Origin of the sequence: Streptomyces sp. NPDC000229, from assembly GCF_040300825.1 — a bacterium.
Lineage (GTDB): Bacteria > Actinomycetota > Actinomycetes > Streptomycetales > Streptomycetaceae > Streptomyces.
The window spans coordinates 1-16,354 of the sequence record NZ_JBEPEL010000090.1 but is presented as its reverse complement, the minus strand read 5'-3'; the positions used below and the strand labels follow the sequence as shown (position 1 = coordinate 16,354).

At 71.3% G+C, this 16,354-nt stretch carries 15 protein-coding genes; 13 read left to right on the top strand and 2 right to left on the bottom strand.

Translation table 11 applies throughout. The features are described 5' to 3' along the window. The first annotated feature begins 16 nt into the window (after positions 1–16). The 4 genes from ABT360_RS30060 (at position 17) to ABT360_RS30045 (ending at position 4,523) form a co-directional block, all read left to right on the top strand. Positions 17–583: a DUF4365 domain-containing protein gene (locus ABT360_RS30060; RefSeq protein WP_351823353.1), complete on the top strand. Its 567-nt coding sequence runs from the start codon at positions 17–19 to the stop codon at positions 581–583. Further along, the gene (locus ABT360_RS30055) at positions 583–1,803 is read left to right on the top strand and encodes a hypothetical protein (protein ID WP_444852349.1); all 1,221 of its coding nucleotides are present in this window, start codon (positions 583–585) and stop codon (positions 1,801–1,803) included. Before ABT360_RS30060 ends, ABT360_RS30055 begins: the two co-directional genes overlap by 1 nt. Positions 1,804–1,914: 111 nt before the next feature. Beyond that, entirely contained in the window at positions 1,915–3,891 is a 1,977-nt protein-coding gene (gene thrS, locus ABT360_RS30050; RefSeq protein ID WP_351823350.1) for a threonine--tRNA ligase, read from the top strand. 71 nt (positions 3,892–3,962) lie between these two features. Continuing rightward, positions 3,963–4,523: an HIT family protein gene (locus ABT360_RS30045; RefSeq protein ID WP_351823347.1), complete on the top strand. Its 561-nt coding sequence runs from the start codon at positions 3,963–3,965 to the stop codon at positions 4,521–4,523. On the opposite strand, the gene ABT360_RS30040 is transcribed toward ABT360_RS30045, so the two are convergent. Next, the gene (locus tag ABT360_RS30040; RefSeq protein WP_351823386.1) at positions 4,524–6,170 is read right to left on the bottom strand and encodes a hypothetical protein; all 1,647 of its coding nucleotides are present in this window, start codon (positions 6,168–6,170) and stop codon (positions 4,524–4,526) included. Between the two features lie 181 nt (positions 6,171–6,351). Next, the gene (locus ABT360_RS30035; protein ID WP_351823344.1) at positions 6,352–8,553 is read right to left on the bottom strand and encodes an elongation factor G-like protein EF-G2; all 2,202 of its coding nucleotides are present in this window, start codon (positions 8,551–8,553) and stop codon (positions 6,352–6,354) included. A 255-nt stretch (positions 8,554–8,808) separates the two neighbouring features. Here ABT360_RS30035 and pgsA point away from each other — a divergent pair, with 255 nt between their 5' ends. The 9 genes from pgsA (at position 8,809) to ruvA (ending at position 16,207) form a co-directional block, all read left to right on the top strand. Further along, positions 8,809–9,504, top strand: a complete 696-nt coding sequence (gene pgsA / locus ABT360_RS30030) for a phosphatidylinositol phosphate synthase (RefSeq protein WP_351823341.1) — start codon at positions 8,809–8,811, stop codon at positions 9,502–9,504. After that, on the top strand, positions 9,501–10,415 hold the full coding sequence (locus ABT360_RS30025; RefSeq protein WP_351823338.1) for a phosphatidylinositol mannoside acyltransferase: 915 nt from the start codon (positions 9,501–9,503) through the stop codon (positions 10,413–10,415). The genes pgsA and ABT360_RS30025 overlap by 4 nt, the downstream gene beginning before the upstream one ends. Next, positions 10,412–11,572: a glycosyltransferase family 4 protein gene (locus ABT360_RS30020; protein ID WP_351823335.1), complete on the top strand. Its 1,161-nt coding sequence runs from the start codon at positions 10,412–10,414 to the stop codon at positions 11,570–11,572. The genes ABT360_RS30025 and ABT360_RS30020 overlap by 4 nt, the downstream gene beginning before the upstream one ends. Before the next feature lie 404 nt (positions 11,573–11,976). Further along, positions 11,977–12,525 carry a hypothetical protein gene (locus tag ABT360_RS30015; RefSeq protein ID WP_351823332.1) on the top strand — a complete coding sequence of 183 codons (549 nt, stop codon included), beginning with the start codon at positions 11,977–11,979 and terminating at the stop codon, positions 12,523–12,525. A gap of 108 nt (positions 12,526–12,633) precedes the next feature. Then, on the top strand, positions 12,634–13,542 hold the full coding sequence (gene pdxS, locus ABT360_RS30010) for a pyridoxal 5'-phosphate synthase lyase subunit PdxS (RefSeq protein ID WP_351823329.1): 909 nt from the start codon (positions 12,634–12,636) through the stop codon (positions 13,540–13,542). After that, positions 13,542–14,132, top strand: coding sequence for a pyridoxal 5'-phosphate synthase glutaminase subunit PdxT (gene pdxT, locus ABT360_RS30005; protein ID WP_351823326.1), 591 nt, complete (start codon positions 13,542–13,544; stop codon positions 14,130–14,132). The genes pdxS and pdxT overlap by 1 nt, the downstream gene beginning before the upstream one ends. Before the next feature lie 62 nt (positions 14,133–14,194). Further along, a complete protein-coding gene (locus tag ABT360_RS30000; RefSeq protein ID WP_351823323.1) occupies positions 14,195–14,947 on the top strand; it encodes a YebC/PmpR family DNA-binding transcriptional regulator in 753 nt (250 codons plus the stop codon). Between the two features lie 112 nt (positions 14,948–15,059). Next, complete coding sequence (gene ruvC / locus ABT360_RS29995) at positions 15,060–15,593, top strand: crossover junction endodeoxyribonuclease RuvC (protein WP_351823320.1); 534 nt, start codon at positions 15,060–15,062, stop codon at positions 15,591–15,593. Next, the gene (ruvA, locus tag ABT360_RS29990; protein ID WP_351823317.1) at positions 15,590–16,207 is read left to right on the top strand and encodes a Holliday junction branch migration protein RuvA; all 618 of its coding nucleotides are present in this window, start codon (positions 15,590–15,592) and stop codon (positions 16,205–16,207) included. The genes ruvC and ruvA overlap by 4 nt, the downstream gene beginning before the upstream one ends. The last annotated feature ends 147 nt before the right edge of the window (positions 16,208–16,354 follow it).

Below are 16,354 nucleotides of genomic sequence, written 5' to 3'. Positions count from 1 at the left end.
GAAGGCATGAGGAGCCATGGCGCTCGCGCAGCCCGAACCTGGGGGGCTGCTGCCCCAGCAGATCGCACCGCTGCGGGGCGCACTCGCCACCACCGCCTGCATGGAGACCCTCCAAGTGGGCTACCTCCACGCGGTCGCGGCCGCGGCCGGGTGCTCGCTCTCCCAGCCCTTTCCGGACAACGGCATCGACTGGCACGTCAGCCACAGCGCCCCCGGGCACACCGTGGACGACGAAGTCACCATCAAGGTGCAGCTCAAGTGCACGTACCAGCTCGCGCCGAGTCCGCCGGGGCCGACCTTCTCCTTCACCCTCGACAACGACCACCTGGTGAAGCTGGCCCGCACGCCCGTCTCGGTGCACAAGATCCTGGTCGTGATGATCGTCCCCAGGACCCGGGAGGACTGGCTGCGCGCCGGCCACGACCGGCTCGACCTGCGGCACTGCTGCTACTGGACCAACCTCGCGGGCCACCCGGTCACCGGCAGGCGCCGCACCACCGTGCGCATACCCACCAACCGGATATTCGACGACCGGGCGCTCTGCGAGATCATGACCCGGGTCGGGGCGGGAGGAAGACCCTGATGCACCGGCCGACCGACGAGCCCATGCGGCCGCACCCCACGAGCCCCAACGCCCCTCCGGCCGTGGGCGGTCCCCTCGACCCCGCCCAGGTCGACCCCCGCGTCCTCGGCGCCCTGCTGGACCGGCACGGGTGGCGCCGCCGCGGTGGCGCCCCCGGACGCTACAGCCGCTGGACCCCGCCGGGCCCCGGCGCCGGTGCCACGAGCCTCCTCGTCCCCGAGAGCAGTGCCTTCCCCGACTGCGAGGACCTCATCGGCGAGGCCCTCACCGCGCTCTCCCGCTGCGCCGCGCCCTCCGCGCGCGAGGTCCTCGTGGGCCTGACCGTGCCCAGCGACGAGGTCCGCTGGTGGCGGGACGTTCCCCAGGGCCCGTCCGGCACCGTCTCCTGGACCGTGCAGGAGCAGCTGCGCTCCGCCGCCCGGCAGGTCCTCCTCGCCGGCGCCCTCGCGGTGCGCGGCCGCACCGGCTACCACGGCGCCCGGCACCGCCGGCAGGCCCAGGCCTCACTGGAGGGCGTCCTGGTCGGCAACGTCCAGGGCGGGCGCGGGCTCACCGCCTTCGTGCCGGTCGACCCCGGCAGGGCGGTCACCGCACGTCTCCACCACGCGCTGCACGCCGCCCGCGAGGCCGTCGACTACCAGCGGGCGACCGGCAGGTCCGACGCGTTCGACTCGGCGGTCGAGGCGGGCGTGAGCCGGGAGCTGACCGAGGCGCTCATCTCCCTCGTACGCGGTGCCGAAGGGGCCCGGATCGCTCTGGCGTGGGCGCCCGCCGCCGGCGTACCGGAGGGGTGCGCGGCCCGGCCCGAGCCGGTCGAGTTCTCGCCGGGCGACCTGCCCGCGCTGCGGGAGGCGGGCACCCGCTACCTCCAGGACGAGCCGTCCGTGCCGGTGCGCATCACCGGGACGGTCGTCAGGATGCGCCGGTCGGGGCCGCGCGGGGCGGGCACGGTACGGCTGCGGGTGCTGGCCGGGGCCGAGGTGCCGCACGTACGGGTGGCGCTGGACGAGGAGTCGTACCGCACGGCCGGTCACGCGCACCTGGTCGGGCTGCCCGTCCGGGTGGTGGGCCGGCTGGAGAGCCGGGGCGGCTTCCGGCGGCTGACGGATGCCTCCGGGGTCGTACCCGTGCAGGTCGACGAGGCGGAGCGGGACCGGTTGATGAAGTCCCTCCACGAGAACCTGGGCTTCTTCGGGGAGGCGGGCGGGCCGGGCGACTGAGCACCGGAGAAGGGCAAACCGTTTCGCGGGCGGGCCGGGCGGCTCGGTACCATGACGTATTGCGCCTGCCATGCGTTATGGAGGCGCTTCCCCTTCAGTCAGGAGAGACCGGTGTCAGACGTCCGTGTGATCATCCAACGCGATTCCGAGCGGGAAGAGCGCGTGGTGACGACGGGCACTACGGCTGCCGACCTCTTCGCCGGCGAGCGCACCGTCGTGGCCGCCCGGGTCGCGGGCGAGCTGAAGGACCTCAGCCACGAGATCGAGGACGGCGCGACCGTCGAGCCGGTCGAGATCTCCTCCGAGGACGGCCTGAACATCCTCCGGCACTCCACCGCGCACGTCATGGCGCAGGCCGTGCAGGAGTTGTTCCCCGAGGCGAAGCTGGGCATCGGCCCGCCGGTCAAGGACGGCTTCTACTACGACTTCGACGTCGAGCGCCCCTTCACTCCCGATGACCTGAAGGCCATCGAGAAGAAGATGCAGGAGATCCAGAAGCGCGGCCAGCGCTTCTCCCGCCGGGTGGTCAGCGACGAGGCCGCCCGCGAGGAGTTGTCGGGCGAGCCGTACAAGCTGGAGCTCATCGGCATCAAGGGCTCCGCGTCCAGCGACGACGGCGCGGACGTCGAGGTGGGCGGCGGCGAGCTGACCATCTACGACAACCTCGACGCCAAGACCGGCGAGCTGTGCTGGAAGGACCTCTGCCGGGGCCCGCACCTGCCCACCACCCGGAACATCCCGGCGTTCAAGCTGATGCGGAACGCGGCGGCGTACTGGCGCGGCAGTGAGAAGAACCCGATGCTCCAGCGCATCTACGGCACCGCGTGGCCGTCCAAGGACGAGCTCAAGGCCCACCTGGACTTCCTCGCCGAGGCCGAGAAGCGCGACCACCGCCGCCTGGGCACCGAGCTGGACCTGTTCTCCATCCCGGACCAGATCGGCTCCGGCCTCGCCGTCTTCCACCCCCGGGGCGGCATCATCCGCCGGGTCATGGAGGACTACTCGCGCAAGCGCCACGAGGAGGAGGGGTACGAGTTCGTCTACACCCCGCACGCCACCAAGGGCCGCCTCTTCGAGACCTCCGGTCACCTCGACTGGTACGCCGAGGGCATGTACCCGCCCATGCAGCTCGACGAGGGCGTGGACTACTACCTCAAGCCCATGAACTGCCCGATGCACAACCTGATCTTCGACGCGCGCGGCCGGTCCTACCGCGAGCTGCCGCTGCGTCTGTTCGAGTTCGGGACGGTGTACCGGTACGAGAAGTCCGGCGTCGTGCACGGCCTGACCCGCGCCCGTGGCTTCACCCAGGACGACGCGCACATCTACTGCACCAAGGAGCAGATGGCGGAGGAGCTCGACAAGACGCTCACCTTCGTCCTGAACCTGCTGCGCGACTACGGCCTGACCGACTTCTACCTGGAGCTGTCCACCAAGGACCCGGAGAAGTTCGTCGGCTCGGACGAGATCTGGGAGGAGGCCACCGAGACCCTGCGGCAGGTGGCCGAGAAGCAGGGCCTGCCCCTGACCCCGGACCCGGGCGGCGCGGCCTTCTACGGCCCCAAGATCTCCGTCCAGGCGAAGGACGCCATCGGCCGTACCTGGCAGATGTCGACCGTGCAGCTCGACTTCAACCTGCCGGAGCGGTTCAACCTGGAGTACACCGCGCCGGACGGCTCCCGCCAGAGGCCGGTCATGATCCACCGTGCCCTGTTCGGCTCGATCGAGCGCTTCTTCGCGGTGCTGCTGGAGCACTACGCGGGCGCCATGCCGCCCTGGCTCGCCCCGGTGCAGGCGGTCGGCATCCCGATCGGTGACGCGCACGTCGACTACCTCCAGGAGTTCGCCGCCGAGGCGAAGAAGAAGGGCCTGCGGGTAGAGGTGGACGCGTCCTCGGACCGGATGCAGAAGAAGATCCGCAACCACCAGAAGCTGAAGGTCCCGTTCATGGTCATCGTCGGTGACGACGACATGAACGCGGGCACGGTCTCCTTCCGCTACCGCGACGGTTCACAGGAGAACGGCATTCCGCGCGACGAGGCGCTGGCGAAGATCGCCGACGTCGTGGAGCGCCGCGTACAGGTGTGATGCGCTCGCCCAGGGGCGGTCCCGGACACCGGGGCCGCCCCTCGGCGGTTCCCGCTCCAGTGGCGGCGAATATGCTGGCACCCATGACGACTGAGCCGGAGCAGCAGATCGGAGTCGGGACGCCTGACGCGTTCCAGCGCCTGTGGACGCCCCACCGGATGGCGTACATCCAGGGGGAGAACAAGCCGACCGGCCCCGGCGCCGACGACGGCTGTCCGTTCTGCACCATCCCGGCCAAGTCCGACGAGGACGGTCTGATCATCGCCCGGGGCGAGACGGTGTACGCCGTGCTCAACCTGTACCCGTACAACGGCGGGCACCTCATGGTCGTCCCGTTCCGGCACGTCGCCGACTACACGGAGCTGGACGGCGCCGAGACGGCCGAGCTGGCGCTGCTGACCAAGCAGGCGATGACGGCGCTGCGGGCCGCGTCGGGGGCGCACGGCTTCAACATCGGCATGAACCAGGGCACGTCCGCCGGCGCCGGGATCGCCGCCCACCTGCACCAGCACATCGTGCCGCGCTGGGGCGGCGACACCAATTTCATGCCGGTCGTCGGTCACACCAAGGTGCTGCCGCAGCTCCTCGGCGACACGCGACGGATGCTGGCCGAGGCCTGGCCCGCCGCTTAGTCACGCGTCGTAGGTGTCGGCCTTCTTAGGCATCGGGTCCTGCACGAAGCCGCTGAGCACCATCGACCGGTTGGTGAAGCGCTCGGTGTCCACGCCGTGCTCGTCGAGCATCTTGATGGTCGCGGTGTGCACCGCGCGCATGACCGGAGTGGCCGCGCGGATGGCGTCGTCGGCCATGAAGCGGTGGCGCCACGGCTGGGAGGCCCAGGCATGCCGCAGGCCGAAGGGCTCGGGCAGGACCAGCTTGCCGCCGAGGAAGTCGAGGACCGGAGGGAACCAGGTCAGGGGCGCGCGGACCGCGAGTCGTACCACCTCGTCGTTGTCGATCAGCGGCAGCAGGATCTCCCTGGTCTCCCAGAAGCGGATGGTCTTGGAGACGGTCTTCTTCTTGGGCTCCGGCTTCGTCGTGAAGAGGCCGTGCACGGGGCCGAGGGCGTGGCCGGTGACCTCGATGCGGAGCGTGTGCAGGAGCGCCGTGACGGTGACCATCATGGTGAGGACCAGCTGGCCGTCCCACAGGACGAACTGCACGCCCAGGTAGTGGCGGTTGCCCTTGCCGAACTGGTTCTCGTTGCAGATGCGCTGTATCTCGTGCGGCTTGACCTGGTACGCCACGATGTCCTCGCCCTCGGGGCGCGCGACCTCCTTCGCCCCCTCTCCGACGGGCGTGACGATCCAGTGGTTGACGGACGGGGTGGGGAACCCGGTCTTGAGGGTGCCGCGTTCCAGCAGTTTGAGCTCGTCGTGGATGGGGCGGATCACGTCCCAGGTGCGGAAGGCGTGGATCTCCTTGCCCTCCTTCGGGACGAGCTCCTCGGCGAGGTGCCAGCTGCCCCAGCGGGTGCCCATGCCGAGGATGCCCTTGGGGCCGGCGTAGAAGACGACGTTGGAGCGCTGCTCGGCGGTCAGTTTCTCCAGCTGCTGGCGCAGCTCCTCGGCGGCGGTCTCGTCGGGCCCGTGCGGTACGGCTTCGGGGATCTTGGGGCCGATGCCGCCACCGCCGCTGAGCAGGGAGTCCCAGCGGGCGCGCAGGTCCTTCGCGGTCGATTCACAGATCCGTTTGGCCAGGAACCAGCCGATCACCGGGGCGATGAACATCGCGCGGAGGTAGAGCGCCGGAAGTCCGGTGAAGGGCAGCCGGAAGAGGAAGAGGAGGGCGAGGATGCCGACCCCGACGAGCAGGAGGGTGCCCATCGCCCCGGAGCGCTTGCCGGAAGCGCCGCCGGCCAGGGTGCGGCGCAGCTGGAAGACGGTCAGCCACACCAGCGTGCCGGGCAGGAACAGCACGCCGAAGACCAGGGTGATGAGGGTGAGCCGCTTGTCGCGCTGCTTGCGGATGTTGGTGGCGGCCAGGCAGTGCTCGACGACCGGCTGGGGTTCGGTGCCGAAGGACTGGATGAGCGGTTTGCGGGCGCCGCCGAGCATCCGGACCTGCACGGCACGGGAGAACGCCTCGCCGAGGGTCGGTTTGAAGAGTGAGAACTTGCCCTTGGTGACGGTCGACTCGTGCCATTCGTTGTTGGCCTTGAGGATCTCCTCGACATCGACGTTCTCCCGGTACGCGGCAGAGGCCAGCGCGTGCGTCGCCACGGTCTGCCCGGCCGAGCCCTGGAGCGGGATCTGTGCTCCGGGGCTGAAACTGTCCATTGTCACTTCGCCGCCCCCATCGCCGCGTGTGTCCGCACTGCGGTCTGTTCCCAACCCCTTCGCCCCGCACACCTGCTGAGCTGGGCACTACAGCCTATCGAGGCCGTCGGCCGAGCGTCGGGGGACCGGCAGAATGCCGCCCGCCGCAACGGAGTTGGGCGGGCGGCGCGGTCAACGGCGGTCAGCTCTCGGTGCGTTCGCGGATCTTCTCGGCGACCTGCGGCGGCATCGCCTCGTGGCGGGCGTAGGCGCGGTCGAACCGGCCCGTGCCGTGGGAGATGGAGCGGAGGTCGACGGCGTACCGTCCGATCTCGATCTCGGGTACGTCGGCCCGTACGAGCGTCCGTCCCTGCCCCGCCTGCTCGGTGCCGATGACGCGTCCGCGCCGGCCCGACAGGTCGCTCATCACCGGGCCGACGTACTCGTCCGGCACGAGGACCTGGACCTCGGCGACCGGTTCCAGGAGGTTGATGCGGGCGTCGGCCGCCGCCTCCCGCAGCGCCAGGGCGCCGGCCGTCTGGAAGGCCGCGTCGGAGGAGTCGACCGAGTGCGCCTTGCCGTCGAGCAGGGTGACGCGCACGTCGACGAGCGGGTAACCCGCGGCGACGCCCTTGGCGGCCTGGCCGCGTACGCCCTTCTCCACGGACGGGATGAACTGGCGCGGCACGGCTCCGCCGACGACCTTGTCGACGAACTCGATGCCCGAACCGGGCGGCAGCGGCTCCACCTCGATCTCGCAGATGGCGTACTGCCCGTGACCGCCGGACTGCTTGACGTGCCGTCCGCGCCCCGAGGCCCGGTCGCCGAAGGTCTCGCGCAGCGACACCTTGTGCGGGACGACGTCGACCTGGACGCCGTAGCGGTTGCGCAGCCGCTCCAGCGCGACGTCCTTGTGCGCCTCGCCCAGGCACCACAGGACGACCTGGTGGGTGTCCTGGTTCTGTTCGAGGCGCATCGTCGGGTCCTCGGCGACGAGCCGGGAGAGCCCCTGGGACAGCTTGTCCTCGTCCGCCTTGCTGTGCGCCTGGATGGCCAGCGGCAGGAGCGGGTCCGGCATGGTCCAGGGCTCCATCAGGAGCGGGTCGTCCTTGGCGGAGAGCGTGTCGCCGGTCTCGGCGCGGGACAGCTTGGCGACGCAGGCCAGGTCGCCGGCGATGCAGCGGTTCAGCTGCCGCTGCTGCTTGCCGAACGGCGCGGAGAGCGCGCCGATCCGTTCGTCGACGTCGTGGTCCTCGTGGCCCCGGTCGGCGAGGCCGTGTCCGGAGACGTGGACGGTCTCGTCGGGGCGCAGGGTGCCGGAGAAGACCCGTACCAGCGAGATCCGGCCGACGTACGGGTCGGAGGAGGTCTTGACGACCTCGGCGACCAGCGGCCCGTCCGGGTCACAGGTGATCCGGGGCCGTGGCTTGCCGTCGGGGGTGGTGACGGCGGGCGCCTCGCGCTCCAGGGGCGTGGGGAAGCCGCGGGTGATCAGCTCCAGCAGCTCCACGGTGCCCAGGCCCTGCTTCCCGCCGGGTGCGGCGGGCGCGGCGGCGAGGACCGGGTGGAAGGTGCCGCGTGCGACGGCCTTCTCCAGGTCGTCGATGAGGGTCTTGAGGTCGATCTCCTCACCGCCGAGGTAGCGGTCCATGAGGGACTCGTCCTCGCTCTCGGCGATGATCCCTTCGATGAGGCGGTTGCGGGCCTCCGCGATGAGCGGGAGCTGGGCCTCGTCGGGCGGGTTCTCCTTCCGTTCGCCGGAGGAGTAGTCGAAGATCTTCTGGGTGAGCAGTCCGACGAGTCCGGTCGCGGGTGCGTGCCCGTCGGGCGTCTGCGGACCCAGGACGGGGACGTAGAGCGGCAGGATGGCGTCGGGGTCGTCACCGCCGAAGATCCGTGCGAGGATGCGGGTCAGCTCGTCGAAGTCGACGCGCGCGGTGTCGAGGTGCGTGATGACGATGGCGCGGGGCATGCCGACCGCGGCGCACTCCTCCCACACCATGCGGCAGGAGCCGGCGATCGCGTCGGCCTCCTGCGCGGCCGAGACGACGAAGAGAGCCGCGTCCGCGGCACGCAGACCGGCCCTCAGCTCCCCGACGAAGTCGGCGTATCCCGGAGTGTCCAGGACGTTGATCTTGTACCCGTCCCATTCCAGGGGGACGAGGGAGAGCTGTACGGAACGTTGCTGGCGGTGTTCGATCTCGTCGTAGTCGGAGACCGTGCCGCCCTCCTCGACCCGGCCCGCCCGGTTGACCGCTCCGGCGGTCAGCGCGAGGGCCTCGACCAGGGTCGTCTTGCCGGATCCGCTGTGGCCGACCAGCACCACGTTCCGTACCGATGAGGGCTGGTCGGCCGTTACTGCCCTGCCGGCGGCTCCGGGGTGTGCGTTCGCCTTGTCGCCCATGATTCTTCCTCCCGATCGCGAGTGCACGAGGTGCACGGTGGAGGTGGGGGCGCGGGCGCGGGGGAGCCTCCTTGGGCAGCTCCGGCGGTGCCCGCGGTCGTCTTTCGAGCTTTCCACTCAGGCCAGGTTGCGTCCATACGTCCGACACCGCGACGGGAGCAGGGTGCCCGGGGGTGGCGGGTGCCCCTGCCTGGCTACGATGGGCCAGCCGGTGGCCGTAGGGGCCGCGCGGCCCACCGACCCCTCGGGAAGGCCATGCTGAACAAGTACGCGCGTGCATTTTTCACGCGTGTTCTCACACCGTTCGCCGCGTTTCTGCTGCGCCGCGGGGTCAGCCCCGACGCCGTCACGCTCATCGGCACGGCCGGCGTGGTGGCGGGCGCGCTGGTCTTCTTCCCGCGGGGGGAGTTCTTCTGGGGCACGATCGTCATCACCCTGTTCGTCTTCTCGGACCTGGTGGACGGCAACATGGCCCGCCAGGCCGGGATCTCCAGCCGCTGGGGCGCCTTCCTGGACTCGACCCTCGACCGGGTCGCCGACGGGGCGATCTTCGGCGGCTTCGCGCTGTGGTACGCGGGCAAGGGCGACGACAATGTGCTGTGTGCCGTGTCCATCTTCTGCCTGGCGAGCGGCCAGGTGGTGTCGTACACCAAGGCGCGCGGCGAGTCGATCGGCCTGCCGGTCGCGGTCAACGGGCTGGTCGAGCGGGCGGAACGGCTCGTGGTGTCGCTGGTTGCGGCCGGTCTCGCCGGGCTGCACGGGTTCGGTGTGCCGGGCATCCAGGTGCTGCTCCCGATCGCGCTGTGGGTGGTGGCCGTGGGCAGTGCGGTGACGCTGGGACAGCGGGTGGTGACGGTACGACGCGAGGCGGCGGAGGCGGACGCGGCCGGTGCGGCCGGGTCTTCGGGCGGTTCCGGGTCTTCCGGCCCGAGGGGGAGTGAGGCGACATGAGTGCGGTGGGTGAGCGGCTGACCGACGCGCTGTACGGGCTCGGCTGGACCGCGGTGAAGAAGCTGCCCGAGCCGGTGGCGGCCGGGCTCGGCCGGCGTATCGCGGACACGGCCTGGAAGCGGCGCGGCCAGGGGGTGCTGCGCCTGGAGGCCAACCTCGCACGCGTGGTGCCGGACGCCTCCCCGGAACGGCTGGCGGAACTGTCGAAGGCCGGGATGCGCTCGTACATGCGCTACTGGATGGAGTCGTTCCGGCTGCCGACGTGGAGCGCGGAGCGCGTCAAGGACGCGGTGGACATCGAGGACGTGCACTACCTGACGGACGGCCTGGCCGCCGGCAAGGGCGTGATCGTGGCGCTGCCGCACCTGGCCAACTGGGACCTCGCGGGCGTGTGGGCCACGCGCGCGCTGGGCGTGCCGTTCACGACGGTCGCCGAGCGGCTGAAGCCGGAGACGCTGTACGACCGGTTCGTGGCGTACCGGGAGACGCTGGGCATGGAGGTCCTGCCGCACACCGGTGGCTCCGCGTTCGGGACGCTGGCGCGGCGGCTGCGGGCGGGCGGGCTGGTGTGCCTGGTCGCGGACCGGGACCTGTCGGCGTCGGGCGTCGAGGTGAAGTTCTTCGGCGAGACGGCACGGATGCCGGCCGGCCCGGCGATGCTGGCCCAGCACACGGGCGCGCTGCTGCTGCCCGTGACGCTGTGGTACGACGACACGTCGACCATGAAGGGGCGGATGTACCCACCGGTGGACGTGCCGCGGACCGGGACGCGCGCGGAGAAGGCGGCCGTCATGACGCAGGCGCTGGCCGACGCCTTCGCCACCGGGATCGCCGACCACCCCGAGGACTGGCACATGCTTCAGCGGCTCTGGCTCGCCGACCTGGACCCCGCGAAGGGACCCGGCGCGTGAGGATCGGCATCGTCTGCCCGTACTCCTGGGACGTGCCCGGCGGCGTCCAGTTCCACATCCGGGACCTGGCCGAGCACCTGATCCGCCTCGGCCACGAGGTGTCCGTACTGGCCCCGGCCGACGACGAGACGCCACTGCCGCCGTACGTCGTCTCTGCGGGGCGCGCGGTTCCCGTGCCGTACAACGGCTCGGTGGCCCGGCTGAACTTCGGGTTCCTGTCGGCGGCGCGGGTGCGGCGGTGGCTGCACGACGGCACGTTCGACGTGATCCACATCCACGAGCCGGCGTCGCCGTCGCTGGGGCTGCTGTCCTGCTGGGCGGCCCAGGGCCCGATCGTGGCCACGTTCCACACCTCGAACCCGCGGTCGCGGGCGATGATCGCCGCGTACCCGATCCTCCAGCCCGCGCTGGAGAAGATCAGCGCGCGGATCGCGGTCAGCGAGTACGCACGCCGGACACTCGTCGAGCACCTGGGCGGCGACGCGGTCGTCATCCCCAACGGCGTGGACGTCGATTTCTTCGCCAAGGCCGAGCCGAAGGCGGAGTGGCAGGGGAACACGATCGGGTTCATCGGCCGGATCGACGAGCCGCGCAAGGGCCTTCCCGTGCTGATGAAGGCCTTCCCGAAGATCCTCGCCGCCTGCCCCGACACCCGGCTGCTGGTCGCGGGCCGGGGCGACGAGGAGGAGGCGGTCGCCTCGCTTCCGGCCGACATGCGCCGGCGCGTGGAGTTCCTCGGCATGGTCAGCGACGAGGACAAGGCGCGGCTGCTGCGCAGCGTGGACGTGTACGTGGCGCCCAACACCGGTGGCGAGAGCTTCGGCATCATCCTGGTCGAGGCCATGTCTGCGGGTGCGCCGGTGCTGGCCAGCGACCTGGACGCGTTCGCCCAGGTGCTGGACCAGGGCGCGGCGGGCGAGCTGTTCGCCAACGAGGACGCCGACGCCCTGGCGAAGACGGCGATCCGCCTGCTCGGCGACGCGGAACGGCGCCAGGAGCTGCGGGAGCGGGGGAGCGCCCACGTCCGCCGGTTCGACTGGTCGACGGTCGGCGCGGACATCCTGGCGGTGTACGAGACGGTGACGGACGGCGCGGCGTCGGTGGCGACGGACGAGCGGCTCGGACTGCGGGCCCGGTGGGGGCTGGCGCGGGACTGAGGCGGCCGGAGTCGCACTGAGGCGGGGCGGTGGGGGGGTGCGGTCCACCTCCAGCTGCCTGGCCGGTGCGGACCTTCGGACTGACGGGGCCGGGTTCGGGACTGACGGGGGCCCGAGCCGGACTGACGGGGCGGGGCTCGGATTGACGTGCGGCGGGTTCGGACTGACCGTGGGGCGTTCCGACTGACCGTGGGGTGGGCTGGGACTGACGCAGGGGTGGCCCCGTGGCACCGGGGCGCGACGGCCCCGGCACCGGCGCCAGGGGCCCCGCGGCACTGGGGCGGGCGGGCCGTTGCCGTCCTGGCCGGAACGGATCACCGCCTTCGCACCGCGGCGCGTGCCGTTCGCGTACGACCGGTCGGTGGGGGAGGGGACGCGCCGGCGCCCGGGTAGCCTTTCGGCCCGTGATCGAAACCCTCATCTGGATCGTCGTCGGCCTGGTCGCGATCGGCCTGTACCTGAGCTGGACCGCCGGGCGGCTCGACCGGCTGCACGCCCGGATCGACGCCGCCCGCGCCGCGCTCGACGCGCAGTTGCTGCGCCGGGCCTCGGTCGCCCAGGAGCTGGCCACCTCGGGCGTGCTCGACCCGGCGGCGTCGATCGTGCTGTACGAGGCGGCGCACGCGGCCCGGCAGGCCGAGGAGGAGCAGCGGGAGGTCGCCGAGAGCGAGCTGAGCCAGGCGCTGCGGGCGGTGTTCGGCGAGCCCGAACAGGTGGAGGCCGTCAAGGAGGCCCCGGGCGGTGAGCAGGCGGCCGGGGAGCTCGCGGCCGCGGTGCGCCGGGTGCCGATGGCCCGACGGTTCCACAACGACGCCGTACGGGCGGCCAGGGCGCTGCGCCGGCACCGCACGGTGCGCTGGTTCCGCCTGGCGGGGCACGCCCCGTTCCCGCTGGCGTTCGAAATGGACGACGAGCCACCGACGGCCCTGGCGGACCGGCCGGGAAGCGGCTGACCTCCGGAAAACGAGCCACCGGGTCATCATTGGCCCTTGATGTGGACTGGGTGGCCCGGGTTTCCTCGGTGTAGTTGAAACCGCCCCGTTTCTTGAGTGAGGTCATCCGTGTCCACCATCAACACCCCGCAGTCCCCCGAGACCGGCACCGCCCGCGTCAAGCGCGGCATGGCCGAGCAGCTCAAGGGCGGCGTGATCATGGACGTGGTCAACGCCGAGCAGGCCAAGATCGCCGAGGATGCCGGCGCCGTCGCCGTCATGGCCCTGGAGCGCGTCCCGGCCGACATCCGCAAGGACGGCGGCGTGGCCCGGATGTCCGACCCGAACATGATCGAGGAGATCATCGACGCGGTCTCCATCCCGGTCATGGCCAAGTCCCGCATCGGTCACTTCGTCGAGGCGCAGGTCCTGCAGTCCCTCGGCGTCGACTACATCGACGAGTCCGAGGTCCTCACCCCGGCCGACGAGGTCAACCACTCCGACAAGTGGGCCTTCACCACCCCCTTCGTCTGTGGCGCCACCAACCTGGGCGAGGCCCTGCGCCGCATAGCCGAGGGCGCGGCCATGATCCGCTCCAAGGGTGAGGCCGGCACCGGCAACGTCGTCGAGGCCGTCCGCCACCTGCGCCAGATCAAGAACGAGATCGCCAAGCTGCGCGGCTTCGACAACAACGAGCTGTACGCCGCCGCCAAGGAGCTGCGCGCCCCCTACGAGCTCGTCAAGGAGGTCAGCGAGCTCGGCAAGCTGCCGGTCGTGCTGTTCTCCGCCGGTGGCGTGGCCACCCCGGCCGACGCCGCGCTGATGCGGCAGCTCGGCGCCGAGGGCGTCTTCGTCGGCTCGGGCATCTTCAAGTCCGGCGACCCGGCCAAGCGCGCCGCCGCCATCGTGAAGGCCACCACCTTCTACGACGACCCGAAGATCATCGCGGACGCCTCCCGCAACCTGGGCGAGGCCATGGTCGGCATCAACTGCGACACCCTCCCCGAGGCCGAGCGCTACGCGAACCGGGGCTGGTAATGACCACTCCGCTCATCGGTGTCCTGGCTCTCCAGGGCGATGTACGTGAGCACCTGATCGCCCTGGCCGCGGCGGACGCCGTGGCCAGGCCGGTCCGGCGCCCCGAGGAACTCGCCGAGGTCGACGGCCTGGTCATCCCCGGCGGCGAGTCCACCACCATCTCCAAGCTGGCCGAGCTGTTCGGCCTCATGGAGCCGCTGCGCGAGCGCATCAAGGCGGGCATGCCCGTCTACGGCACGTGCGCCGGTCTGATCATGCTCGCCGACAAGATCCTCGACCCGCGCTCGGGCCAGGAGACGCTCGGCGGTATCGACATGATCGTCCGCCGCAACGCCTTCGGGCGCCAGAACGAGTCCTTCGAGGCGGCCGTCGAGGTCGCCGGCATCGACGGCGGCCCCGTCGAGGGCGTCTTCATCCGGGCGCCCTGGGTCGAGTCGGTCGGTGCCCAGGCCGAGGTCGTCGCCGAGCACGACGGCCACATCGTCGCCGTACGGCAGGGCAATGCCCTCGCCACGTCGTTCCACCCGGAACTGACGGGCGACCACCGGGTGCACGCCCTGTTCGTCGACATGGTGCGCGCAGCGGTCTGACCCGATCCCGGTAGGATCTCTGGGGTTCGTTCAGAAATTGGTTACGCGAAGGAGACAGGCAGATGTCCGGCCACTCTAAATGGGCTACGACGAAGCACAAGAAGGCCGTGATCGATGCCAAGCGCGGCAAGCTCTTCGCGAAGCTGATCAAGAACATCGAGGTCGCGGCCCGCACCGGTGGCGGTGACCCGGACGGTAACCCCACGCTCTACGACGCCATCCAGAAGGCGAAGAAGAGCTCGGTCCCGAACAAGAACATCGACTCCGCGGTCAAGCGCGGCGCCGGCCTGGAGGCCGGTGGCGCCGACTACGAGACGATCATGTACGAGGGTTACGGCCCGAACGGTGTCGCGGTGCTCATCGAGTGCCTCACCGACAACCGCAACCGCGCCGCCTCCGACGTACGCGTCGCCATGACCCGCAACGGCGGCTCGATGGCCGACCCGGGCTCGGTGTCGTACCTGTTCAACCGCAAGGGCGTCGTCATCGTCCCCAAGGGCGAGCTGACCGAGGACGACGTGCTCGGCGCGGTCCTGGACGCGGGCGCCGAGGAGGTCAACGACCTCGGCGAGAGCTTCGAGGTCATCAGCGAGGCCACCGACCTGGTCGCGGTCCGCACCGCCCTCCAGGAGGCCGGCATCGACTACGACTCGGCCGACGCCAACTTCGTCCCGACCATGCAGGTCGAGCTGGACGAGGAGGGCGCGCGCAAGATCTTCAAGCTGATCGACGCGCTGGAGGACAGCGACGACGTGCAGAACGTCTTCGCCAACTTCGACGTCTCCGACGACGTCATGGCGAAGGTCGACGCCTGACCCACGCACGAACGCGACGGGCCGACGGGAACACACCCCGTCGGCCCGTCGCGTCGTTGTCAGTGCCACCCGATAGCCTGCACAAACAGCTGAGCGAAGAAGGGGTGGCGGCGTGCGCGTTCTCGGGGTGGACCCGGGTCTGACCCGGTGCGGCGTCGGCGTCGTCGAAGGCGTTGCCGGGCGCCCGTTGACCATGCTCGGCGTAGGTGTGGTCCGTACGCCCGCCGACGCGGAGACGGGGCACCGCCTCGTCGCCATCGAGCGCGGCATAGAGGAATGGCTGGACGAGCACCGCCCCGAACTGGTCGCCGTGGAGCGGGTGTTCAGCCAGCACAATGTCCGTACGGTGATGGGCACCGCCCAAGCCAGCGCCGTTGCCATCCTGTGCGCCTCCCGCCGCGGCATCCCCGTCGCCCTGCACACACCGAGCGAGGTCAAGGCCGCCGTCACCGGCAGCGGCCGCGCCGACAAGGCCCAGGTCGGCGCCATGGTCACCCGGCTGCTCCGGCTCGACGCCCCGCCCAGGCCGGCTGACGCCGCCGACGCCCTCGCCCTCGCCATCTGCCACATCTGGCGGGCCCCCGCCACCAACCGCCTCCAGCAGGCGGTCGCCGCACACCACGCAAGGAAAGGCCACCTCGCATGATCGCCTTTGTCTCCGGCCCGGTCGCCGCCCTCGCCCCGACCACGGCCGTGATCGAGGTCGGCGGCATCGGCATGGCCGTCCAGTGCACCCCGAACACCCTGTCCGGGCTGAGGGTGGGTCAGGAGGCCAAGCTCGCCACGTCGTTGGTGGTACGGGAGGACTCGCTGACGCTGTACGGCTTCGCCGACGACGACGAGCGGCAGGTCTTCGAGCTGCTCCAGACCGCCAGCGGCGTCGGCCCGCGCCTCGCCCAGGCCATGCTCGCCGTGCACACCCCGGACGCGCTGCGCGTCGCGGTGGCGTCCGGCGACGAGAAGGCGCTCACGGCGGTGCCGGGCATCGGCAAGAAGGGCGCGCAGAAGCTGCTGCTGGAGCTGAAGGACCGGCTCGGCGAGCCGGTCGGCGCCCACATCGGCAGGCAGGGAGCCGGGACGGCGATCACCGCCTCCTGGCGCGACCAGCTGCACGCCGCGCTGATCGGCCTCGGGTACGCCACGCGCGAGGCCGACGAGGCGGTGGCCGCCGTCGCCCCGCAGGCCGAGGCGGCGGGCGGCGCCCCGCAGATCGGCCAGCTCCTCAAGGCCGCCCTCCAGACGCTGAACCGCACCCGATGACGGCCCGGACCCCCGAGGCCGGGCGCCCCGGCACCGGCTCGGTCCACCCGGGCGCGGGGCGCCGGACCCACCGCCCGGCGGCCGCCCGCCCGGGCCGCCCGGCCCACCCCCGCCTGACCCCGGGGTGGAGGCCGCCGACCGGAAGCC

Coding starts and splice junctions, on each gene's coding strand:
- ABT360_RS30055 (WP_444852349.1), top strand. CDS start 583: ATGCACCGGCCGACCGACGAGCCCATGCGGCCGCACCCCACGAGCCCC.
- pgsA (WP_351823341.1), top strand. CDS start 8,809: ATGCTGAACAAGTACGCGCGTGCATTTTTCACGCGTGTTCTCACACCG.
- pdxT (WP_351823326.1), top strand. CDS start 13,542: ATGACCACTCCGCTCATCGGTGTCCTGGCTCTCCAGGGCGATGTACGT.
- ABT360_RS30035 (WP_351823344.1), bottom strand. CDS start 8,553: ATGGGCGACAAGGCGAACGCACACCCCGGAGCCGCCGGCAGGGCAGTA.
- ABT360_RS30045 (WP_351823347.1), top strand. CDS start 3,963: ATGCTGGCACCCATGACGACTGAGCCGGAGCAGCAGATCGGAGTCGGG.
- ABT360_RS30040 (WP_351823386.1), bottom strand. CDS start 6,170: ATGGACAGTTTCAGCCCCGGAGCACAGATCCCGCTCCAGGGCTCGGCC.
- ABT360_RS30060 (WP_351823353.1), top strand. CDS start 17: ATGGCGCTCGCGCAGCCCGAACCTGGGGGGCTGCTGCCCCAGCAGATC.
- ABT360_RS30025 (WP_351823338.1), top strand. CDS start 9,501: ATGAGTGCGGTGGGTGAGCGGCTGACCGACGCGCTGTACGGGCTCGGC.
- ruvA (WP_351823317.1), top strand. CDS start 15,590: ATGATCGCCTTTGTCTCCGGCCCGGTCGCCGCCCTCGCCCCGACCACG.
- ABT360_RS30000 (WP_351823323.1), top strand. CDS start 14,195: ATGTCCGGCCACTCTAAATGGGCTACGACGAAGCACAAGAAGGCCGTG.